Genomic DNA, 22,544 nt, shown 5'->3' with positions numbered 1-22,544 from the left:
ACCTTTAATTATTATTTATTGCTTTCTTATCATTCCATCCATACTCCTTAAACCTTGCTGCCTCCAACAATATTTGCTCTGCGGCAGCCAGGCCGGCAACTGCTGTTGCAGCTACGGACTGACCGCGGCTATTCAGCAGGGATTTACCAAACCTTTCATATAACTCACCATGGGCAGGGTAAATCGCCTGGTTAGCATTCTCAATCATGGATAAGTCTAATAGTGAATCACCGGCAGCAAAAACTACCTGCTCTCCGGTTAGCTCTTTTATCTTTTCTACAGCAGACCACTTGTTAACTAATCTGGGAACCAGGTAAAGCTTTCTCCCCTGCAAGGAGACTTCCCAGTTCTGATCTAAGGCCCAATCAGCAAATGCATCTATTTGTTCAAGAGGGGCCTTTGCCCGGTCAATTATACAGTAGTAGAATAAACCGTCCGCACTAACCAACCGGCCAGACCATTCACCGGAAGCAAGCTCCTCAAACTCCTTTAAAAGTTGTGAACCGGCCAAACAATTATCAGATAGCTTTTGTGCAATATTATTTCTATAGCCTTCATGCACAACCCCGTCGACAATTATATTGCCTCCATTGCTAACCACAGCAAATTTGGGGATGTATTGACGGTTAAAAAAACGGATTCTCCGATACTGCTCTATTGTCCTGGTGGTACAGGGAACAAAAATTAGTTGAGTAAATAAACCGGTTATTAATTCTACTGACTTTTCAGTCATGAAAGAAATATATTTGCCTTGCTCCACGGCTTCGACCTTTCCAATATAACCGGGCAGAAACCTCTCTGAATAAATGAGAGTCCGGTCAAGATCACTGGCAAAAATCATTTCTTATCCACCACCGTTTTAACCAATCCGCAGCAGGAATAGCTCATATCCGGGCAGCATTCCACTGAAACACCCCTTTCTTCAGCCAATAAAAATATATGTTTGAGATCAGGGTTGGCAGCATCCTTAACCAGCACTTTCCAGGGAACACGGCGCAGCAGCACTCTGGTCGTCTCACCCACACCCGGTTTGATATAGTTTATATTGCCAATACCATATTCCTCTTTTATTCTTTCGATATCTCTTAAACCACGGAAAGAAGGAAAGTTATCCAAAACAGCGCTTTGATTATATTCAAGAGTTTTACTTACTGCCTCTCTCACCAGAGCAAAGGAGCCGCTGACCGCATCTATAAAATAATTTGACAAATCTTCGTCCGCCATCTCAGCATAAAACTTGGCGCCGTGAAAATCTGTATCGCCAATGAGATCTTTTCTGAAAACGGTTCTGGAAACCAAACCACTCACTGTGGCATTAAGGCAAGCACTGGGAATTAAAAAATCTTCCCTGGTACCAAAAATAGCGGCACAATAACCAGGATCGGCAAGCACAGCTAAACTGCTGTTGATTTCTATAGCGTATTTTTCTCTGAATGCTTTTAATGATGCCCTAAGCTCTCCGGCTATTACCCCCTTGCCCGTCCAACCGTCAATGAACTGGAGTTTACACTCCGGGTGCTTTCGCAAAATATATAGCAAAGCGTTTTCATCAATGCCTTTATCACGGATAATGGAAATACTGTAATGAGGAAGATTGATCCCGGAGACAAGTTTAATATACCTTTTTATTAAAATTCCTGCCGGGGTACCGGCTCTGGCAAGGGATACCAAAACAATTTTTTTATACGGATCCTTGAGCAGGGTCATGGCTACAAGCCCTACGGCATGAGCTATTCTAACAGATGTTTCTTTCAGAGATTGATAGAATAATTCAATATACTCTGTGTTTGGCCGGTACTCAATGGGAAGCATTTCTGAATAGTGGCATCCATTTTGAACTAATCTTTCTCTTTCTTCGTTATCTTGTTCTTCTATTAGTCCGCCAATATCTTTAAGCAGAAAAATAACATCGTCAGGACTGTAACTGCCTATAGGCTTAGGTTCAGGAATAAAGAGGCCTTTTTGCAGAAACTCCTTTGTCTGACCGGATGGCATAACTATATTTAACACCTCCACTAAAAAATTCATTACCGGCAGTGGGATACAAAAACTATACGCTCAATACCAAGCCCATTCAATGACTGCACCAGAACAGCAACTGCCTCCGGTTTAACTTCTCTCTCCCAAAAAACAAATACTTCGTCATAATAAAAAGGTTTTATATTATAAACAAAGTTTTTTATATTAGGTCTAAACGGGTCTGTGAAAGTTACAGCATATTGAACAGCGTAACCCTGTCTTAGATGGGCTTGAACAGGACTTCTGGTAGTAGACTGAACCGCTATTCCCGGCCCCATACCGGCAGCTATAAGAAAAGGTATATACATGAATTCACCAGTTCCCAGACAGAGAGTTTTTTCACCCCTTCTCAACTGTGACAATTTTCTTCCCAAACGTAAGGCCTCTTTCCGCAAACCATCGGAATCCATGATATTAATTCCAAATCTGCCGGTATATTGGAGGTAAGAGGAACTATAATGGCCAGGCAGATTTATTTGCCTGCCGATGGGCTCATTATGGCTTATCACCCTGGAAAGCTCACTTTTCTCCCCGGTTAAGATTACCTGCTTGCCGTTAACAGCAATATTTACAGGAGATAACTGTTCTTTTTCAGCTGAGCCTGAAAGACTGCAGCCAAAACTGCCTGTATAAAGGGATATCACCTCCAGCTTTATCCCCAACTCCTGCTCAAACAAAGCATACTTTTCTTTGGCCTCTTTTGATCGCCAATCAAGAATGGTCAGTATTATGTAATGTTTCTGCGGGTATTTCTCCTGTATAGTTTTTATGAAATTAAGGCATGTATTGCCGGTAGTTATTTCATCATCAATCAGAACAAGCAGGTCATTATTTGTAAAAAGACTCGCATCACATACAAGACATCTTTGCTCCGGAGCATGGCAGTGGGCTTCTGTAAAAAAAATAGTATCCACAGTACCACGCAAATCTTCTCTGGTGGTGTGCAGATAACAGGCGTTTCCCTTAAAACAGTCATATACGGCATGACCCAAAGCCGTAGCAGTTTCGGCAAAACCAATAAACAGGGACTTACCGGACAATTCATAGGAAACCGGTTGAAAATCTCCGGCCTGCTCACAGGATAATAAACTAACAGCTTCTTTGATTTTTTTGCGGTTGACTGTCAGCCCCATATATTCGGCAAGCCGGGAGGCCAAAAGATAACCTGCTGTAAACGGGACTATCGGCCGCACCGGAATATGTTTGCCAATGAGTTTGCTTACAAATAAATAGCTTCTTTTAGGGTTATTTCGAGCTGCCATGGAAAAAACACTGGAAACCGGTATGTCATAAGGATTTTCATTAATCTTGATATTAACCGAAAGATTATCCAATACTTTGCAATTTATCTCCTTCATAGATAATGCTTGTGTAGTCATGTTTGTCATTTAACACCCCGTATATCTTTGCCAGAGTGAGCACTTTCTCCGCCCAATATGTATGAGGTTTTGCTTCATTCATTTTGTTATTGTAAACACTTTTTGATACCCCTCCATTATTGTTGGACAGAATATCTTTGGCATCACAGTATTCTTCGTGAGTAACCGCATGAAGCGCCTGAACCGGCAACAAATGACTTGGGTGAATAATCGTTTTACCGATTAACCCATTGGCCTTATCCAGCATCACTTCTCTAATCAAACCGTCAATGTAACGACACAGCAATTTCTCCCTTATGCTCCGGTATTCTCTGTCAAACTGGTTATAACCTTGTCTGAGCTGCGATTTCAGTATTCTCTGCCCCGAAGAAAAATACTCCCATACCGGACCTGAAATCACATAGCCTTCTTTGGGTCTGCCAAAAATATTTACCAGAGCGCCTATAAAATCACGGATAACTGCAATGTCGTATATTGTCAGCTCGCAACTTCTCCGCAAACCATATAAACCTGACAGATCCGTCACACCTATGCGAAGATTAAGCACTAATTCTTTATATTTATCCAGAATACTTTTAATTTCTATTAAGGTTTCATATCTTTTTTCCAGGTGAATTACACCGGGTGTTTCTAATATTGGCATCCCGTATAATGTTTTGCCGGCTTTCCGGTTAATCTTTTCCAGTTGTTCAAAGTAGAGATGCCCGTTACTGTGATCAAACTTGGGAAATACAAAACCACTCAATATGGGAAGTATGGCTTCGTAATCCTCTGTCAGTCTTACAAACTGCTCCAAACTGCGCACCCTGATAAAAATGAAGGGGAGAAAACTCCCCTTTTTTTCCATAATAAGCAGGGTTTTAAGTTGGCTGTTCAGATTCTTTTCCACATGGGCAACATATCTGTCGTCGACCGCGTCTTCCAGACATAATACGGTTGATACCAGACCCGGAATTTTATTCTCAATTAACTTATTAACAGCTTGAATAGAACTGCCCGGCATATAAAGGGTTGCTCCGAGCGAATAAGACAGTGTTTTTTTATCGTTATCTAAAGACCTCTCTGTAGGAGGTATAAAAAACAACTTTTTCTTCTGTTCTTTACTGAAACAACTGAAATAACTCATGCAACAATTTTCTCCTCGGCTTTAGACTTATCTTTACGGAAATGGCTATACACCAATGTTCCTATAAATACTGAAGCCATTACCGGGAAAAATACAAATTCAGGCAAGTGCAAACCAAAAGCTGACCCCATTAATTTTGCACCTATCAAGGCTATCAGTATATATGCTGTAGCCTCCAGTTCGGGAAACTTCTCCAGCAGCAATAAAAATAACTGAGCTACACCACGCATCATCAGTATACCTAAAATACCGCCCAGATAGAGTACCCATACCTTGTCACTTACACCGAAAGCAGCCAATATACTATCCACGCTGAAAGTAATATCCATTAACTCCACAGTAATAACGGTTCCCCAAAAGCCTGTGGCCTTAACATTTACGCTTTCTTCAGATTCGTTATTTTTCTTGATGAAAAACTTCAAGGCGATCCAGAGCAGATAAGAAGCTCCGAGTATCTTTACCCAGGTAAACTTGACTATATAGACACCCAGGCCAATAGCTATAAATCTGAACACATAGGCTCCCATTATGCCATAAAACAACGCTTTCTTCCTCTGCTCCTCCGGCAGGTGTTTTACAACTACCGCCAGCACCAGAGCATTATCCGCCGATAACAGCCCCTCAAGTATAACCAGTGAAAAAATAACCGCCCAGCTGGCAGGCGAACTAACGACGTCCATAATAACCTGCATGGAAAAGAACTGTGAGTAAGTGCTAAGTACTCCTGATAATAATTCCACTTTTAAAACCCCCCTTCAAGAATCCTATAGGTTTAACCGGTTAACCTGTTAAACCTATAGGATTTACAACAACTATACTCTCTAAAATTTAGATTTAGCCGGCATCCAAGCCGTAGTTGGCGCACAATGCGGCAAGTCCTCCCTGAAAACCGCTGCCAATGGCATTAAATTTCCACTCTCCGGAATGACGGTAGATCTCGCAGGTTACAATACCCGTTTCAATGGAGTAATCCTCACCCAAGTCAAATTTCAAAAGTTCCTCGCCATTATCTTCATTTATCACGCGCACATAAGCATTGGATACCTGGCCAAAATTCTGGCTTCTTTCGGCCGCCTCGTGAATATTAATGCAAACAGCTATTTTTTCGATAGCAGAAGGGATTTTGCTCAAATCAATAGCAAGAGTCTCATCATCGCCCTCACCGTCACCGGTTCTGTTATCACCGCTGTGCATAACAGAACCGGCAGCATCCTGTTTATTGCCATAGAAGATAAAATCCTTTTCACCTGTAGCTTTTCCCTCACTGTTTAAAAGAAAAGCAACTGAATCCAGGTCGAATTGATGACCACCGTCATACTTGTTTACATCCCAACCAAGGCCCACAATAATCTTGCTAAGACCGGGATTAGTTTTTGTTAAATCAACTTTTTGTCCTTTCGCTAAAGAAATCACTTTTAATTCCTCCTCTTAATATTTTTTATTTAAGCATACCTCTGGGCCAGTGACTTAAGGCCGGTATCAGTGGTAGCCTCACCCATAGCAGAGAATTTCCACTCACCGTTATGCTTGTACACCTCGCCCGCAATAAGTGTTGTCTTGCCCGCATAATTTTCGGAGAGGTTAAACCTGATTAATTCCTGGTTATCAGCCTGATTTACCAGACGAATATAGGCATTTTTAATCATACCGAAATCCTGCTTGCGCTTTTCACAATCATAAATATTAACAACAAACACTAAGCGGTGAATCTCCGCCGGTACCTTGCTTAGGTCGATAAAAATCTGTTCATCATCGCCTTCGCCCTGACCGGTCAGATTGTCTCCCATGTGCTGAACACTGCCGCACGGGCTTTTCAAATTACCGAAATAAACCAGGTTTTTATACTTAACTTTCTCGTCCAGCATAAATACCGAGGCATCGCAGTCAAAGTTGGCTTTGCTGCCGCCACCCAACAGCGATCCCAATAAACCACCCTTTTTAGGGCTCTCCACCGGATCCCAGGCAAGCCCAACCATTATTTTTGCCAAACCGGGATTGCCCTTAGTCAAATCAATTTTCTGTCCTTTTTGCAAATTAATAGCCAAATTAATAACCCCTCTCTTTATCAAAATCTAAACATCTAAACCATACATACGACACAGGCCCGCTAATCCATCATTAAAACCGGAACCGACAGCCGCAAACTTCCATTCGGCACCATGGCGATACAATTCACAGAAAACCAGAGCGGTTTCAATACTGTAATCCTCGCTCAAGTCATAACGGATAATCTCTTGTCCCGTATTTTCATCCACTATGCGAACAAAAGCATTAGATACAAGACCGAAATTCTGCTTGCGTTCTTTTGCTTCATGAATTGTAACCGTAATACCTATCTTACTGATAGCGGACGGAACAGCACTCAAATCAATTTTAATTTGTTCATCATCACCCTCACCAACACCCGTAAGATTGTCCCCCTGGTGAACAACGGAGCCACTTACATGAGATAACTGGTTGTAGTAAACAAAATCCTGAGGGCTGGTGCACTTACCTTCCTGGTTTAACAAAAATGCAGAGGCATCCAGGTCAAAATCCGGACCGTCAAATTTATTGGTATCCCAACCAAGACCTACAATAACTTTGGATAAACCTGCTCTGCCCTTTGTTAAATCTACTTTCTGTCCCTTCTGTAAATTTACTGCCATAATCAATTACCTCCCTTAGTTTTTACATAAGTTGCATATGTATTTTCAAAAAATATTACTCACATAAAACCCCTTTAATATTTGCATTTTTTAATAATAAATTCATAGAATTTGAGCAACATATATTTTTGCATATTATAAAAGTAGGGTTGTAGAATCTACTATTCAAACTACATGCAACTATCTATCATAATTATTAAATATATATGCTGCGATTATTATAATAATATAATACGTTTATCAATTTCACCATACATGATATTAAATACTATGTCCAATATTTCAATTATATTACCATATTATTATTATTACCACAAATCTATAAAAATATAAAATATCGCCGAATAGCCAATTTATATTAGTTTTACTCCTACTTTATAATTATTGCTTACTATATCTAATCATAACCGCTTATTATAGAAAATGATTCGACAAGAAATATTTCATTGCATTGACTTTGTGTTATCAAATACCATACAATGTAGATATAAGAACAGAGGTGATACTAGTGAAGCAATTAAGCAAAGACAGCTTGCAAAAACTCATTGACGACCTTTCTCTGACAGACCGTATAAGTCTTTCAGATATACCTGAAATGGCCCTATATATGGATCAATTACTTACTTTTTTAGACGGCAAACTAAGTTCTTTTAAAAGGGTCGGAGATGACAAGCTTCTGACAAAAACCATGATTAATAATTACACTAAGATAGGATTAATCCCAAAGCCTTTTAATAAAAAGTACGATACATACCACATAATCTTATTGATTCTTATTTTTAACTTAAAAAATGTATTATCTATCAGTGATATTCAGAGTTTGTTTACACCGATCCTTAAAAATATTGATACTCCTGATGACGATGTAATCCCACTGCGGGAAATTTACTCAACCTTTCTGGAGTTAAAGCAAAACGAGTATATGGAATTCACCAGTACCTTCAATGAAAAACATCAGGAAATCAAAGAGAAAACATTAACTGCTACAGATAAACAACTGGCTGAATTATTTCTAACTGTAATTATGCTGGTGGCACAGGCCAACGCCAGCAAAAGACTGGCTGAAAAGATAATTGATCAATTTTTTAAAAATCTTTAATAAGAAAACAGTTCGTTCCGGCCAATATCTTTCTATTTCCGTTCTGTGGGTTAAGATTTTAAAATCATGTGAGTTCTCATAATAAGTGAGGGTGACTCAAAAGATAGCCAAGGTTTTCTATTGCCTTGACTAAGCTTATAGGTAATTTACCAAATTTAAAAAATAAAAAAGAGAACGATCAGGGTAATGAACCCGAGTTTCGTTCTCTCCTTTCTTCCGGTTTATAGCTGAACTTCTATTCTATTTCTTCCCATTGCTCTTCGCTAATCCCAACTTGTTTTAATATCAACTTTGGTAATTGTACGTCAATATCTGAATCATGTGGATTAGGAAAAGGCTGAAGAACTTTTGACTGTCCAGTTAAGTACTTATTCTATTTCCAATGATAGTCCGGTATGACGGAACTATAATTAATGGTTTCTACAACATATTAGACTACAATAATTGCTATCTTTAATAGTATTAATTCATCTCGTTTTTTAGCTTTCGAACTACTTCTTTAGTCAACCCGGTAATTTCAATAACATCTTCAATACTGAAGCCTTTTGCCAGGGCTGCTTTGGCCGTTTCCATTTTACCCTCCTTTTTACCTTCTTCTCTACCTTCTTCTCTACCTTCTTCTCTAATCCACCGCTCGATTTGGGTCATTCTCAACACCTCCAGTAATTTCTTTTTGTAGTCTTCAGACATAAACCTATCGGTAACGGCTATAATTGCACCAATTATAAAGGTCTTGATTTCACCCTCTACTTCTTTAGCCAGTTCTGCCGCGCGAATAGCCATTTCCTCTTCGGTATGCTTGCTCTTCATCAAGGGCAAAAAGATCAGCTTCAATATATCTTCCTCATCCAAAACCTCGTGCTTGAGTATTTTATCATGCAATCTATTATATTCCGCGTCTCCGTCATAATCTTTCATATAAACATTGATTACCTGGTAAACTATGGAACCCAGCTTTAGTTGCTCAGGAGCTATTTCTATCCGCCCGGAGTAAACAACAGCGGTATTAACATTCCGATTGTCTTTATTGATTAGTCTGGCATCATAGAGTAAAAATCGTTTCAGATTTTCTAAATTAACGGTAGTTTGAAATTCCAAATGCAGTAGAGTGTTATCTTCTAACAGAAAGATATAGTCTGTTCTATTCTCTTTAACTTCCAATACGGGTAGAACGGTAGGTATCACGCCTATAATTTTTTCTGTATTCAAGCCAAAGAGACGAAGAGTTTTATCTTTAAAGGTTTCTGCCATTGCTTTCATGATCACATCATTGTTGTGCCGGGTGATTTCTGTTTCCAGATCATTCACCTTCCTTCTTTATGAAATTATATCCTATCTGATTGTCGTTGAAAATGTGTTTTTAATTATTTCCAAAACAGAAAATACTCACTTGAAACAAATAAAAAAAACCAATATCCCGAGAGGAATAAATAAATAGGGGTGACTCAATCCTAAATTGGCCTGAGTCACCCTCTTTTGCTTTATTTTAAAACTTTCCCCTTGCTCTGTTTATAGCCTCCTGCACAACAGCCCTGGCCGGCCCGCCATAAACCTTTCTGGCTTCCACACAATGATTTATATCAATAGCCTGGTAAATATCCTCGGCTATCAAATCGGAAAATTCCCTGTATTCCCCGAGGCTAACTTCCTCCAGTGTCTTTTTCTTGGCCAAACAGTACAAAACAAGTCTTCCGGCTATTTCATGAGCCTGGCGGAAAGGTACCCCCTTATAGACCAAATAGTCGGCTAAATCAGTGGCGTTGGTAAAGCCACCACGGGCGGCTCTTGCCATATTTTCTTTCTTCACCTTTACAGTGGCCAGCATGGGCCGGAACAACATTAAGCATTTCTTTACTGTATCAACGGCATCAAACAGCGCTTCCTTATCCTCCTGCATATCTTTGTTATAGGCCAGCGGCAAGCCCTTCAGCATAGTCAAAAGAGCCTGCAAATCGCCGTAAACTCTACCTGTTTTGCCACGAATTAATTCCGCCACATCCGGGTTTTTCTTTTGAGGCATCATGCTGCTGCCGGTACTGTAAGCATCATCCAATTCAATGAACGCAAATTCCGCTGTAGACCAGAGAATTATTTCTTCACAAAACCGGCTCAGGTGCATCATAATCAAAGAGGCGGCCGAAGCAAACTCTACGGCAAAATCACGATCCGCCACGGCATCCAGGCTGTTTTCACTGATACGGGCAAACCCAAGCTGTTCGGCCACATACTGCCGGTCCAGGGCAAACGTGGTGCCGGCCAGAGCCCCGGAACCCAAAGGCATTACATCAGTGCGGCGGTAACAGTCGCCAAGCCTGTCCAGATCACGGCTAAACATCTGATAATAAGCCATCAGGTGATGTGCCAGGGTTACCGGTTGTGCCCTCTGTAAATGAGTATAGCCGGGCAGTACCGTATCCAGATGTTCTTCGGCCAGCTCCGCCAGTGTATCCTGCAGATATTTTATAAGATTCATGACCTCTGTTATCTCTTCTTTTAAATACATGCGTACGTCCAGCGCCACCTGGTCATTGCGGCTGCGAGCGGTATGCAGTTTTTTGCCAACTTCTCCGGTTCTTTGAGTTAACAGTTCTTCGATATTCATATGAATATCTTCCGCGGCAACGGAAAACTCTATTTTACCCGCTTCGATATCCGCCAGTATTTCCTGTAAACCTGCTACTATCCGCTCCGCTTCTGCTTTAGAGATAATGCCTGCTTTGCCCAGCATCCTGGCGTGGGCCATACTGCCGGCAATATCCTGTTTATACAATCTCTGATCAAAAGAAATGGAGGAATGAAAATCCTCCATTAAGTGATCCGATTCTTTTTCAAAACGACCACCCCAAAGCTTGGCCATCGCAAGTCCTCCTGCCAAAAGTTTTAAAGTTCGCATCTGATAAGATGTCTACCTTAGACCGGTTTTTTGCTCCATCATTGCCCTGACTTTTAGGGGCAGGCCAAAGAGGTTAATAAAGCCTGCTGCATCTTTCTGGCTGTAAACCTCGTCCCGACCAAAGGTAGCCAGCTCTTCGCTATATAGTGAATAAGGTGATTTTGCCCCGGCAGGTGTACAGTTGCCCTTGTAAAGCTTCATTCTCACTGTACCGGTGACTGTTCGCTGTGTTGCGTCCACAAATGCATCCAGAGCCTCTCTTAAAGGCGCGAACCAAACACCCTCATAAACCAATTCAGCATAGCGGGCTGCAACCAGTTCTTTATAGTGCAAGGTCATCCTGTCCAAGGTCAAAAGCTCCATTTCTCTGTGTGCATTATATAGTATTGTACCACCAGGTGTTTCATAAACACCGCGTGATTTCATGCCTACCAGGCGGTTTTCCACCATATCAGTTATACCAATGCCGTTTTGACCGCCTAATTCATTTAGCTTTTCAATTAAGGTTACCGGGTCACAGGCGGTACCGTTTAATTTTACCGGCCGCCCCTGTTCAAATTCCAGTTCTACATAAGCAGGCTGATCAGGAGCCTTCTCAGGAGCCACGGTCAAGAGATAAAGATCCTGGGGCGGCTCATTCCATGGACTTTCTAAATCGCCCCCCTCATGGCTTAAATGCCACAGATTGCGATCCATGCTGTACGGGCGTTCTTTGGTTACGGGTACCGGAATACCACGGGCCTGAGCGTAATCTATGGCATCATCTCTGGAACGGATATCCCACTCACGCCAGGGAGCAATTATTTTTAACTCCGGTTTCAGAGCTTTAACCCCAAGTTCAAAACGCACCTGGTCGTTACCCTTGCCGGTTGCGCCGTGGGCTACCGCTTCCGCACCCTCTTTAACAGCTATTTCCACCAGTTTTTTAGCAATCAAAGGTCTGGCCATGGAAGTTCCCAAAAGGTATTTGCCTTCATATATCGCCCCTGCCCTGAGTGTAGGAAAGATATATTCTTCGACAAATTCTTTTCTCACGTCTTCAATGTAGAGCTTGGAGGCCCCGCTCTTAACAGCCTTTTCGTGTAAAGGCTCCAGTTCCTCACCCTGTCCCAAATCGGCGGCCATGGCAATAACCTCATAGCCGTAGTTTTCTTTTAGCCAGGGAATAATAATGGAAGTATCCAGTCCCCCCGAATAAGCAAGTACAACTTTTGCCATATATTGAAACGCTCCCTTTTTCTTGATATATTACCGATAAAATTCTGTTATGAATAAGTTATTTTTGCATTAGGAGAGCCAGAATAGCCTTATGTGCGTGCAAACGATTTTCTGCTTCATCAAAGGCTGCTGAATGATTGCTATCCAGTATTTCTGATGTTACTTCTTGCTCTCTTTTAGCCGGCAGGCAATGCAGGAAAATATAATCCGGCTTGGCATGACGCACCAGTTCAGCGTTCACCTGGTAAGGAGCCATCATTTTCGCTCTTTCCTCCTGCTCTTTTTCCTGGCCCATACTGGCCCAAACATCAGTGTATATTACATCGGCGTCCTTTACGGCGGCCACCGGGTCCTCAATTATCTCAATGATACTGCCTGTTGTTTCAGCAACCTGCTTGGCTTTTTCCACCATCTCGGGCAAAGGCTTATAGCCGGCAGGATTGGCCAGTGTAATGTTCATACCGACTTTGGCACAACCGGCCATTAGTGAATGGGCTACATTATTACCGTCACCCAGGAAAGCCATTTTCAAGCCGGCCAGTTTGCCCTTGTGCTCCAGAACGGTTTGCAAATCCGCTATTACCTGGGTGGGATGCACGAGATCGGTCAGTCCGTTGATTACCGGTATGTCTGCGTATTCAGCCAGTTCCTCCACATCCGACTGGGCATAGGTACGAATCATGATGCCGTCTACATAACGGGAAAGAGTTCTGGCTGTATCGGCAATAGTTTCCCCACGTCCCATCTGCAGGTCGTTGCTGCTTAAAAATAAGGGATAGCCACCTAATTGATACATAGCCACCTCAAAAGAAACCCTGGTACGGGTAGAAGATTTTTGGAATATCATGGCCAGTGTTTTACCCTGCAGGTAAGGATGAGGCTCACCTTTTTTTTGTATAGCCTTCAATTCTACCGCAACGTTAATTAAGTGCTTAATTTCTTCCGCACTGAAATCAAGCAGCAATAAGAAATCTCTTCCTTTAAAATCCTTGCTGATGGGTAATTGTAAAAGTGAGGACATTGAAAACACCTCCTGTATAAATTAGTTTTAGACCCTTTTCTCTATTTTTCCCAACGCCTCATCCAGTAAATTAACAACCTTATCCACATCTGATTCTGTAATAATTAGAGGCGGAATAAATCTTAAAACATTACCGTTGGCACAGTTTATTAAGAGGCCCTTCTGCTGACAATAACTTACAATATCAGCGCCCGGCACGGTCAACTGCGCTCCCAGCATCAGTCCTAAACCCCTGACTTCACTGATCACTGGATATTTAGCCGCCAGTTCAGTCAACTTATGCTTAAAATAATTACCTACTTTTTCTGCGTTTAAAATAATACCTTCATTTAACATTGTGTTCATTGCAGCCAGAGCCGCCGCACTGGCTAAGGGGTTTCCCCCAAAAGTCGCGGCATGATCTCCCGGTTGGAAGGCAGAGGCTACTTTCTCGACAGCCATCATTGCTCCGATAGGAAATCCACCGCCCAAAGCTTTGGCCAGTGTGACTATGTCAGGTTTTAGCCCGTAATGCATATAGGCTAAAAACTTTCCTGTACGCCCCAACCCACACTGCACTTCATCCAGAATCAACAGCAGACCTTCTTCGCTGCACAATTCCTGCACCTGATTCCAGTATTCCTGTGCAGCCAGGTTAACCCCGCCTTCACCCTGTACGGGTTCAAGCATAACGGCGCAGGTGTGTGGTCCAACCGCCTCCTTTAAAGCTTCAATATTTCCAAAAGGAACATATTTAAAACCTGCCGGCAGGGGTTCCAAACCTTGTTGGTATTTGGCCTGACCTGTGGCAGTAATGGCCGCCAGCGTCCTGCCGTGAAAAGAATTTAAGGCTGTGATAATCTCATATTTGCCTGAACCCAGGTGCTGCTTGGCATATTTACGGGCCAGCTTGATCGCGCCCTCATTGGCTTCCGCTCCGCTGTTGCAAAAGAACACCTTGTCCAAATCGCTGTTTTCTGCCAAAAGCCGGGCCAGCTTTACCTGAGGCTCAATCCAATAGATATTGGAACAATGCATCAAAGCACAGGCCTGCCTGGCAATAGCCTCAGTCACAGCAGGATGGCAATGGCCCAGCGAATTTACCGCCAAACCCGCTATAAAATCCAGATACTCATTTCCGTCCGCATCCCAGACCTTTACCCCTTCACCTTTTACCAGAGCCATAGGCAAACGGCCATAGGTGTTCATCACATATTTGCCGCCAACTTCAATTATTTCTTGGTTATTCAAAAAATACACCCCCGACTGTTGCATAAAAAATAACTTTGATTAATATTTATACTTACGATTAATAATTATGCATATCTTACATATTAACGCTATTTGCCAAATATAATTTTTAGACTTGATTAATAATTGCATGCAGTGAACTTTTCATCGAAATAAGCTGTCAACTCACCACCATCGTACCGACGCCTTGATCGGTAAACACTTCAAGCAGTATAGAGTGTTGAACCCTGCCGTCTAGAATATGTGCCTGAGGCACGCCTCCTTTGATGGCTTCTATGCAGCATTCTACTTTTGGAATCATCCCACCGTCAATAATACCCTGTCTAATTAATTCCGGCACTTCATCCACGTGCAAGGTTGATATTAATGAAGAAAGATCATTTCTGTCCCGCAATATACCCTCTACATCAGTAAGGTTAATAAATTTATCAGCTTTCAAGGCCTCAGCTAATTTACCGGCAGCATAATCGGCATTTACGTTATAGCTTTCCCCTCCGTCCCCGACAGCAACGGGAGCGATAACCGGAATATACCCCTCACCGATTAGATTGACAACTATCTGAGGATTTACCCGGCTAATATCACCGACAAAACCAATATCGACTTCCTGAGTCGAGCCGTCCGGCAAACGCAATGTCCCAGGTTTTTTGACCGCTTTAAACAAGCCGGCATCCTTGCCGCAAAGTCCCACAGCCCGACCGCCAAAACGGTTGATTAGTGCCACAATATCCTTATTTATCTTACCGACCAACACCATTTCAACTATTTCCATAGTCTCCCGATCCGTTACCCGCAGGCCGCCGACAAACTCGGAAACCTTTCCCACCCGCTTCAACATGCCGGTAATTTCCGGGCCACCCCCGTGTACAATAACCGGGTGCATGCCCACAAACTTCATCAGCACGGCATCGGTTAAAACGGCCTGTTTAAGCTGCTCATTAATCATGGCATGACCGCCGTATTTGATTATCACTGTTTTTCCATAAAACTTTTTGATATAAGGCAGCGCTTCAACTAAAATGCCCGCCTTTTCCAGAGCAGTCAACAAAGTGATTCTCCCCTTCTGCTTTTGTGGCTTAAGACCTGTAACTGCCGTTTATTTTTATATAGTCATAGGTAAGATCGCAGCCCCAGGCGGTTGCTGTCTCCGTACCGGTTTTAAAATCTATTAAAATCTTAACTTCTTTTTGAGAGAGTATCTCAGAAGCATTCTCTTCGCTAAAATCAAGTGCCTTTCCGTCCTTTGCCACCTGCTCATTGCCTAAAAAAATATCTACTTTTCCCGGATCAAAATCAGCCCCTGAATAGCCTGCCGCACATATGATCCTGCCCCAATTAGCATCTGCTCCGAAAATAGCGGTTTTAACTAAATTGGAGGCCGCCACAGTCTTGGCCGCCAGCCTGGCATCATTTACGGTTGCAGCATTGATTACTTTGACTTCCACCAGCTTGGTGGCACCCTCACCGTCACCGGCAATTTCTTTGGACAGGCTTATACATACCTCGCAAAGAGCACAGCAAAACAGCTCAAAATCAGAACCCTCACTGTCCAGTTGCTGATTCCCGGCCGCCCCGTTAGCCAGAAGAAGCACCATGTCATTGGTGCTGGTATCCCCATCTACAGTGATCATATTAAAAGTTTTTTCTACAACTGATTTTAATGCTTTATTTAACAAATGAACATCTACCGCAGCATCAGTAGTAATAAAGCCCAGCATGGTAGCCATATTGGGATGAATCATTCCGGAACCCTTGGCCATACCGCCGATCACAACCGGCACACCGGACAATTCAAATTTTACAGCAATTTGCTTGGATACTGTGTCTGTAGTCATTATCGCTTCGGCCGCGTCCGGCCCCCCCTCAGGGCTGAGCTGAGATACAGCCAGGGCAATGCCGTTAAGTATTTTATCCATAGGCAAATTCTGACCTATTACACCTGTGGAAGCCACCAGCACCTGGTTTTCTTGAATGTTAAGAGATTCGGCCAAAACTGAAGAGGTTTTTAATGCATCACGCAAACCCTGCGGCCCATTGCAGGCATTGGCATAACCGCTGTTAATAATTACTGCCTGAGCATGGCCGTCAGACAGTCTTTGCCTAGTTAACTGAACCGGAGCCGCCTGAACTTTATTGGTTGTATAAACACCAGTCGCCGAACAAGGTAGTTTCGAATAAATTATTGCTAAATCTTTTTTATCGTTTTTTATACCCGCCCTCACACCACAAGCAGTAAAACCGGAGGCTGCAGTAACACCGCCAGGTACTAATTCCAGCTTAAATTCTTTTGACAACTTTAACACTCCTTGAAATATTCCTTTTTCAAATCTTAAGAAAGTCGCTTAAGCGACTTTCTTGAAAGCCATAGGCAACTTATGCTAGGAAATTATGCAATACCAACCTTGCTTATGCAACATAAATTTTTACTTTATTAAAACAGTCTAGGGATACAGGCTGGGATCGTCAATTCCTGTTGCTTCGGCAAAACCAAACATTATGTTCATATTTTGAACTGCCTGGCCCGACGCACCCTTAAGCAGGTTATCTATAGCTGATACTACAACTGCCCTGCCGGTTCTCTTATCCTTTACCACAGCAACATCACAGAAGTTAGAACCCGATACATCCTTTGTCCTCGGCAAGCAACCTTCCGGGAGCACCCGCACAAAAGGCTCCTCCTGATAAAAATCACGGTAAAGCTGCCCTAAATCCATATCCAGTGCCTCTATTTTTAATTTGGCATATATCGTACTAAGAATACCCCTGATCATCGGTGTTAGATGAGGTGTAAAACTAAGCGTTATTTTTTGACCGGCGATTTTACTTATCTCCTGTTCAATCTCCGGAGTATGCCTGTGCTGTCCAATATTATAGGCCTTGATACTTTCGTTTACTTCCGAGTAATGAGTGTTCAAGGACAAACTTCGCCCAGCACCGGAAACACCTGATTTGGAGTCAATGATTATACTCTCCGGTTCAATCAAACCTCTGGCTAATAAAGGGGCCAAGCCAAGAATCGCACTGGTAGGATAACAACCGGGATTAGCCAGAATTCTGGCTTCTTTAATCCTATTGCGATTTATCTCCGGCAAACCGTATACAGCTTCTGCCAATAAATCCACCGCGGTATGTGTAACTTTATACCAGCTTTCATAAACAACGGGATCATCTATACGAAAATCCGCTCCCAAGTCGATAATTTTCTTATTTTGCTTAACCGCTTCCAGTACTATCGGCATAGCATGACCATGGGGCAGTGCAGCAAAGATAACATCCGACTGATTTATAATATTAATTAAATCCATTTCTTCACAAGTCAAGTCAATATATTTATATAAATGTGGATAAACCTGCCAAAAGGCCTGACCGGCGTAACTTTGCGAAGTAATTGCTGTTAACCGAACCTGCGGGTGCCGTGATAAAATTCTCACCAGTTCCGCCCCAGCATAGCCGGTAGCTCCTATAATTGCCGCTTTAATCACTAAAGTCACCTCCAAGATGCATACTGCATAACACTAATAATTATACGGTTATAAGAATAAAAATACAATATAATTTTTTCCTTTTAGATTAAATATATTTGTCTTCCTACCCAGGTTAATTATATCACATAATGGTTTTAGCGTAATAAATTATCCGCATTTAGTTTAAGTATTACAGTAAGTACAAAACCGTTCCGCCATGGGGAAGTCACTGAAAAAGTAAATTTATTTTAAAAAACACACGGAACCACTATAATATCTAGTGGTTCCGTGTGTTTTCTTTAAACTAATTGTTCCGGCGTTTTACAAAAAATAAGTGTTTTTCAGTGGTCTCGCCATGTGGAAAGGGTTTAATATTTATATATCTAGTTCCCTCCGGTAATCGCAGCAAGTTTTTAAAATAATCCACAGCTTTTATTCAAGCTTTCTTCTTTAGTTTTTTCCACAACCCGCTGCCTACCATTTCATCGGCTACACCAAGTATGGATTGAATAACACCCAGTACTTCCCCGTTGCCAGCCCAGTGCTTCCTGACAACTTCAGCATCTGTGTTCTTGATAATAGAGTTTATTACATAAGCAGCCAGGGCTATGTCATCAACAAAACCGGCCGGTCCAAGCAAAGCTTCCGGCACTAAGTCAACCGGAGATATAAAATAGGCAATGGCAGCAAGCAAACGTGTTTTATCGGAGACATATACGCTCTTGTCCAACACAAGTTTACAGAGCAAGTGAAATAAATCTGGTGCAAACATCAAGTATTCAGCCCATTTGTTAGTGGAACCGTCAGAGGATGTCAACCACTCTCTCATTTTCATCCTTAGATTCTGATAGAAATCCTGTTCTTTACTGTTCACTTTATCTCCTCCTAACGGAAAGCAACCGCCATTATACATTATAAATGTTGCTTAATTATATTCGACAACTAAAGGGGATTTCCCCCTGTTAATCAAAAATTATTCAATCCAACAAAATCATAATTTTCTGCGTAAAAACAACACTTTTGAACTAAAATAAATCTACACCAGTGCCCTTGACAAATAAAAAACTTCACTCATCAATAATCTCTATTTTCAGCTTTCTGCGAAAGCGCTCTAATATTTCAATAAAACCAGTGCCTAAAAGAAGATAAAAAATAACATTTCCTACGGCGTGAAAAGTTTCATACCAAAAGCTTGCGGCATAGGTGAGAACAAAAGACTTCCAGCTTAAGGGCTGAACAAAAGCTGTCCAAAACCACAGATTCATAATCCAACCGTAAAGATAACCCCAGCAGAAGCAGAAAATTATCAAACTCCTGGTCCCGATTTTGGGAATAATCTTTTTAATTAAACCGGCTGACGCACCGGCCAAACCCCAGACAAACATTTGCCAGGGTGTCCAGGGTCCTTGGCCCAAAAAAAGGTTAGAAACAAGGGCCGCTGTGGAGCCGACCATAAACCCGGCCCGTGACCCAAACACATAACCGGATATGATAACTATAAACGTAACAGGCTGCACCCCCGGCAAAGCGGCAAAGGGAACACGACTCACGGCTGCAATTGTGCCCAACACAGCAATAAAAGATATCTCGCGGGCTGATATTCTGCTCTTCTCAAATCCCCAGTAGCAAAAAGCCAGCGCTATAACAATAATTTCCGCTGAAAGCAATCCCCAACCCTGTTTAAGTAAAAAACTATCCTGCCTGATGCTGGCAAATAACAAACCCAGAATTACCAGCAAGGAAAAAGGGAATAAAATTTTCATTAAAGGGTTTGCCTGATTATTGTATGTGTCTGAGTTCAAAACCATCACTCCCTTTATCTTGATCAAGGCAATTTGCCCGGCAGGATAACAAAGGCCCGATTTTTTGCAAAGCTTCCTGAAATGTCACTATATTGTCAAAATAGCCGGTGCAAAGTTTGCAGATTTGCGGGGAGTAGAATACTGACGTGCCTAAAACCTCATGTTTTGTGCCCTCACAAATTATTTGACCGTCAAACATCATAATTACCCGTGAAGCATATTCGGCGGCAAATTCCACATCATGGGTAACTAAAAGCACTCCTACCCCGGCTTTGGCCTGGCCGGACAAATAATTGCCCAAATCGGCTTTAATTTGATAATCTACTCCTCTGGTCGGTTCATCCAGCACCAAAAGTTCCGGCCTGGTTACCAGCACCGAAGCCAGGGCCACCCGCTGTCTCTCTCCACAGCTTAAATCGCGCGGGTTCACCTTCCTGTAAGAATCTATATATAAATCCGCCAGTAGTTTATCAACAATACCGTCGTCCTCCATCTGGCAATTCTTCAAGGTAAACATAAGTTCATCTTCCACAGTGCGTTGAAAAAGATAGTCGTTAGGGTTTTGAGAAAGATAGGCTACCTTTCGGCCCATATACTGCTCTTTATTTCTGTTAAAGTCAGCCCCACGGTATAAGACCTTGCCGCGCCCCGGTTGTAAAAGACCCGTCATTGTTTTTAACAAAGTTGATTTGCCGGCTCCATTCTCCCCCAGGACAACTACAAAATCACCGGCCCGGATTTGTAAATTGATGTTTTGCAATGCTTCCTTGCCATTGGAATAGGTAAACCATAAATTTTTCACTTCAGCCAGCGGAGGCATACTATTTTCCGCTTTGGCCGGAACATTTTTCTTCAGAGTATTCATCAAACACTTATCCGCCTGACCTGAATAATGCTTTCCTTTCAATGATATTCGCAATTTCTTTCTACCGTCTTTGATGGTTACCGGAACACTGGAAAAACCCATTAGAGAAAAGAACCTGGCTACCGGGGGAAGAAAAAATTTATCTCTTTGAACCGACCAGGAAACCACCTGATCCGGCCTGCCCGCGCATACAATTTTTCCGCCATCCATAAGCAATACCCGGTCAGCCAAATGATAGCACCTTTCCAGCCTTTGCTCAATTAAGACAACAGTAAAACCCATCTCTTCATTTAATCTTCTAACTAGATTAAAAAAATCTTCCGCTGCCACAGGATCCAGCTGAGAAGTAGGCTCATCTAAAATTAAGACCTGCGGCTGCATAGCCAAAACAGAAGCCAGGGCCAGTTTCTGTTTCTGCCCGCCGGACAGATCAGCGGTAAACTCCCGCTTTATTGCCGCTAAATCCAGAAAACCAATCACCTCAGCCACACGGCGCATCATTTCTTTTTTTGGTAAACCAAGATTCTCCAGACCAAAAGCAATTTCAGCCTCGACACCTGTCATTATTAATTGTTTCTCCGGATCCTGAAAGACCATGCCTACATTTCGCGCCAGCTTACGCCGGTCCATACTGCGCAAATCAGTTCCCTTAAACAACACCTTGCCACCAAAACGCCCGCCATAAAAGTCCGGCAGCAGCCCGGACAAGACCCTGGCCAGGGAAGACTTACCCGAACCGGACCCACCGGCCACCAAAACAAACTCACCCTCTTCAATATCAAGACTAATCCTGTCCAGGGCAGGTTTTTCAGCCTCAGGATAATAATAAATCAGATCTTTGATTTCATAAACCGGCAATACTGCCACCCCCAACTCAACAATACCGGAACGGATAAACTTAACATAACAGCAGCCAACACAACTACAGTTACCGGATCATTGATTAAAAAATCCAGCTGCGGGTAAAAATTATACATACCAAAACCGCGCAGCAATCCCCAGATACTTATTCCCAGTGCCAGAGAACTGCCGCTCAGGCACAGTATATCTCTCGGTCTCAGCATATGTGCGGAGTAAACGGAGCGAGGCCCGCTGCCAAAGGCGCGAGCCTGCATAGATTCTGCTATGCCCAGTGAGTTTTCCAGAGAAGACAAAAGCAATATATTAATCAAAGAAAAATGTTTCTTAATTCTCTCCTTGATTGTCCCTTGTCTGAAGTCAACACCTCGCAGCCGCTGGACATCTTTAACATTCTCCAGTTCCCTGAACATGCTCGGAAACAGCCTGGTAGACAAGGATATTACCAGCGTGGATTTACCTGCAAATCTGGAAAACAGGTTCAAGACTTTATCCGGGTGAACGATTATATTATACAGGCAAAACAAACTGATAATATCCAAAAGCCTGACGCTCATAGCAGCTCCGTAGCATATAGCTTCCAAAGAAATATTAAGGCGGCCCCAAAACGGAATATGAGGACCATACCATAAAACAGTTTTTCCGGCGCTGTTAATTAAGGGGTTTATGACAATAATCAACAATATCATGGGCAAACTTATTATCATATATGTTTCCCAGGTCTTCCAACCATCCGCCGCCCATATCGCTAAAACAATCATTATTAATATTCCGAGTAAATAAAGCGGGTTGTTAAAGGCTAAGGACAGGAATAGCAGCGTACCCAGATAAACTACAGATGTAAACGGGTGCAGGCTTTGTATGAAGAGGCCTTTTTCCTGATAAAACAATTTTTCCCGCACACCCAACACTCCTTAGCAAA

General features: G+C 42.4%; 21 protein-coding genes. 1 reads left to right on the top strand and 20 read right to left on the bottom strand.

Annotated elements, in window-relative coordinates; genetic code table 11:
- Nucleotides 1-4 precede the first annotated feature (4 nt).
- From DTOX_RS02865 to DTOX_RS02830, 8 genes are all read right to left on the bottom strand, one after another.
- The gene (locus tag DTOX_RS02865) at nt 5-841 is read right to left on the bottom strand and encodes an HAD family hydrolase (protein WP_015756221.1); all 837 of its coding nucleotides are present in this window, start codon (nt 839-841) and stop codon (nt 5-7) included.
- Nucleotides 838-1,995 (bottom strand): cysteine protease StiP family protein, encoded by a 1,158-nt coding sequence (locus DTOX_RS02860; RefSeq protein WP_157862831.1) that lies wholly within the window; start codon nt 1,993-1,995, stop codon nt 838-840. The genes DTOX_RS02865 and DTOX_RS02860 overlap by 4 nt, the downstream gene beginning before the upstream one ends.
- Nucleotides 1,996-2,027: 32 nt before the next feature.
- A complete protein-coding gene (locus DTOX_RS02855; protein WP_042315325.1) occupies nt 2,028-3,407 on the bottom strand; it encodes a phosphoribosyltransferase family protein in 1,380 nt (459 codons plus the stop codon).
- On the bottom strand, nt 3,346-4,524 hold the full coding sequence (locus tag DTOX_RS02850; RefSeq protein ID WP_015756218.1) for an HpcH/HpaI aldolase/citrate lyase family protein: 1,179 nt from the start codon (nt 4,522-4,524) through the stop codon (nt 3,346-3,348). The genes DTOX_RS02855 and DTOX_RS02850 overlap by 62 nt, the downstream gene beginning before the upstream one ends.
- Nucleotides 4,521-5,264, bottom strand: coding sequence for a TerC family protein (locus DTOX_RS02845; protein WP_015756217.1), 744 nt, complete (start codon nt 5,262-5,264; stop codon nt 4,521-4,523). The genes DTOX_RS02850 and DTOX_RS02845 overlap by 4 nt, the downstream gene beginning before the upstream one ends.
- Nucleotides 5,265-5,358: 94 nt before the next feature.
- The gene (locus tag DTOX_RS02840) at nt 5,359-5,937 is read right to left on the bottom strand and encodes a TerD family protein (RefSeq protein ID WP_015756216.1); all 579 of its coding nucleotides are present in this window, start codon (nt 5,935-5,937) and stop codon (nt 5,359-5,361) included.
- Nucleotides 5,938-5,966: 29 nt separating this feature from the next.
- Nucleotides 5,967-6,569, bottom strand: coding sequence for a TerD family protein (locus DTOX_RS02835; RefSeq protein WP_015756215.1), 603 nt, complete (start codon nt 6,567-6,569; stop codon nt 5,967-5,969).
- Between the two features lie 27 nt (nt 6,570-6,596).
- Entirely contained in the window at nt 6,597-7,172 is a 576-nt protein-coding gene (locus DTOX_RS02830; RefSeq protein ID WP_015756214.1) for a TerD family protein, read from the bottom strand.
- Nucleotides 7,173-7,680: 508 nt separating this feature from the next.
- Between DTOX_RS02830 and DTOX_RS02825 the strand changes: the two genes are divergently transcribed.
- Nucleotides 7,681-8,271, top strand: coding sequence for a DUF1836 domain-containing protein (locus DTOX_RS02825; RefSeq protein WP_015756213.1), 591 nt, complete (start codon nt 7,681-7,683; stop codon nt 8,269-8,271).
- 462 nt (nt 8,272-8,733) lie between these two features.
- On the opposite strand, the gene DTOX_RS02820 is transcribed toward DTOX_RS02825, so the two are convergent.
- The 12 genes from DTOX_RS02820 to DTOX_RS02765 form a co-directional block, all read right to left on the bottom strand.
- Entirely contained in the window at nt 8,734-9,570 is an 837-nt protein-coding gene (locus DTOX_RS02820; RefSeq protein WP_042316546.1) for a hypothetical protein, read from the bottom strand.
- 187 nt (nt 9,571-9,757) lie between these two features.
- A complete protein-coding gene (gene argH / locus DTOX_RS02815) occupies nt 9,758-11,128 on the bottom strand; it encodes an argininosuccinate lyase (RefSeq protein ID WP_015756211.1) in 1,371 nt (456 codons plus the stop codon).
- A gap of 48 nt (nt 11,129-11,176) precedes the next feature.
- Nucleotides 11,177-12,382 carry an argininosuccinate synthase gene (locus DTOX_RS02810; RefSeq protein WP_015756210.1) on the bottom strand — a complete coding sequence of 402 codons (1,206 nt, stop codon included), beginning with the start codon at nt 12,380-12,382 and terminating at the stop codon, nt 11,177-11,179.
- 58 nt (nt 12,383-12,440) lie between these two features.
- On the bottom strand, nt 12,441-13,403 hold the full coding sequence (gene argF, locus DTOX_RS02805; protein WP_015756209.1) for an ornithine carbamoyltransferase: 963 nt from the start codon (nt 13,401-13,403) through the stop codon (nt 12,441-12,443).
- A 27-nt stretch (nt 13,404-13,430) separates the two neighbouring features.
- Nucleotides 13,431-14,633: an acetylornithine transaminase gene (locus DTOX_RS02800; RefSeq protein ID WP_015756208.1), complete on the bottom strand. Its 1,203-nt coding sequence runs from the start codon at nt 14,631-14,633 to the stop codon at nt 13,431-13,433.
- 160 nt (nt 14,634-14,793) lie between these two features.
- Nucleotides 14,794-15,681: an acetylglutamate kinase gene (gene argB / locus DTOX_RS02795; RefSeq protein WP_015756207.1), complete on the bottom strand. Its 888-nt coding sequence runs from the start codon at nt 15,679-15,681 to the stop codon at nt 14,794-14,796.
- A 28-nt stretch (nt 15,682-15,709) separates the two neighbouring features.
- Complete coding sequence (gene argJ, locus DTOX_RS02790) at nt 15,710-16,927, bottom strand: bifunctional glutamate N-acetyltransferase/amino-acid acetyltransferase ArgJ (protein ID WP_015756206.1); 1,218 nt, start codon at nt 16,925-16,927, stop codon at nt 15,710-15,712.
- Between the two features lie 147 nt (nt 16,928-17,074).
- Nucleotides 17,075-18,115 carry an N-acetyl-gamma-glutamyl-phosphate reductase gene (gene argC, locus DTOX_RS02785; RefSeq protein ID WP_015756205.1) on the bottom strand — a complete coding sequence of 347 codons (1,041 nt, stop codon included), beginning with the start codon at nt 18,113-18,115 and terminating at the stop codon, nt 17,075-17,077.
- A gap of 418 nt (nt 18,116-18,533) precedes the next feature.
- Nucleotides 18,534-18,971: a YkvA family protein gene (locus DTOX_RS02780; RefSeq protein ID WP_015756204.1), complete on the bottom strand. Its 438-nt coding sequence runs from the start codon at nt 18,969-18,971 to the stop codon at nt 18,534-18,536.
- 193 nt (nt 18,972-19,164) lie between these two features.
- Nucleotides 19,165-19,905: an ECF transporter S component gene (locus DTOX_RS02775; RefSeq protein WP_052292904.1), complete on the bottom strand. Its 741-nt coding sequence runs from the start codon at nt 19,903-19,905 to the stop codon at nt 19,165-19,167.
- Complete coding sequence (locus tag DTOX_RS02770; protein WP_422698389.1) at nt 19,877-21,631, bottom strand: ABC transporter ATP-binding protein; 1,755 nt, start codon at nt 21,629-21,631, stop codon at nt 19,877-19,879. The genes DTOX_RS02775 and DTOX_RS02770 overlap by 29 nt, the downstream gene beginning before the upstream one ends.
- A complete protein-coding gene (locus DTOX_RS02765; protein ID WP_015756201.1) occupies nt 21,595-22,524 on the bottom strand; it encodes an energy-coupling factor transporter transmembrane component T family protein in 930 nt (309 codons plus the stop codon). Before DTOX_RS02765 ends, DTOX_RS02770 begins: the two co-directional genes overlap by 37 nt.
- Nucleotides 22,525-22,544 lie beyond the last annotated feature (20 nt).

It is taken from the genome of Desulfofarcimen acetoxidans DSM 771 (assembly GCF_000024205.1).
Taxonomy (GTDB): Bacteria; Bacillota; Desulfotomaculia; order Desulfotomaculales; family Desulfofarciminaceae; genus Desulfofarcimen; species Desulfofarcimen acetoxidans.
Note: the sequence above shows the minus strand (reverse complement) of the source record. Positions and strands in the feature narration are given on the sequence as shown.

Bases quoted from the DNA above. Each gene is read 5' to 3' on its own strand.
- DTOX_RS02850 (WP_015756218.1), bottom strand. From the start codon at position 4,524: ATGAGTTATTTCAGTTGTTTCAGTAAAGAACAGAAGAAAAAGTTGTTT.
- DTOX_RS02830 (WP_015756214.1), bottom strand. From the start codon at position 7,172: ATGGCAGTAAATTTACAGAAGGGACAGAAAGTAGATTTAACAAAGGGC.
- DTOX_RS02865 (WP_015756221.1), bottom strand. From the start codon at position 841: ATGATTTTTGCCAGTGATCTTGACCGGACTCTCATTTATTCAGAGAGG.
- DTOX_RS02855 (WP_042315325.1), bottom strand. From the start codon at position 3,407: ATGACAAACATGACTACACAAGCATTATCTATGAAGGAGATAAATTGC.
- DTOX_RS02860 (WP_157862831.1), bottom strand. From the start codon at position 1,995: ATGCCATCCGGTCAGACAAAGGAGTTTCTGCAAAAAGGCCTCTTTATT.
- DTOX_RS02810 (WP_015756210.1), bottom strand. From the start codon at position 12,382: ATGGCAAAAGTTGTACTTGCTTATTCGGGGGGACTGGATACTTCCATT.
- argH (WP_015756211.1), bottom strand. From the start codon at position 11,128: ATGGCCAAGCTTTGGGGTGGTCGTTTTGAAAAAGAATCGGATCACTTA.
- argF (WP_015756209.1), bottom strand. From the start codon at position 13,403: ATGTCCTCACTTTTACAATTACCCATCAGCAAGGATTTTAAAGGAAGA.
- DTOX_RS02775 (WP_052292904.1), bottom strand. From the start codon at position 19,905: ATGGTTTTGAACTCAGACACATACAATAATCAGGCAAACCCTTTAATG.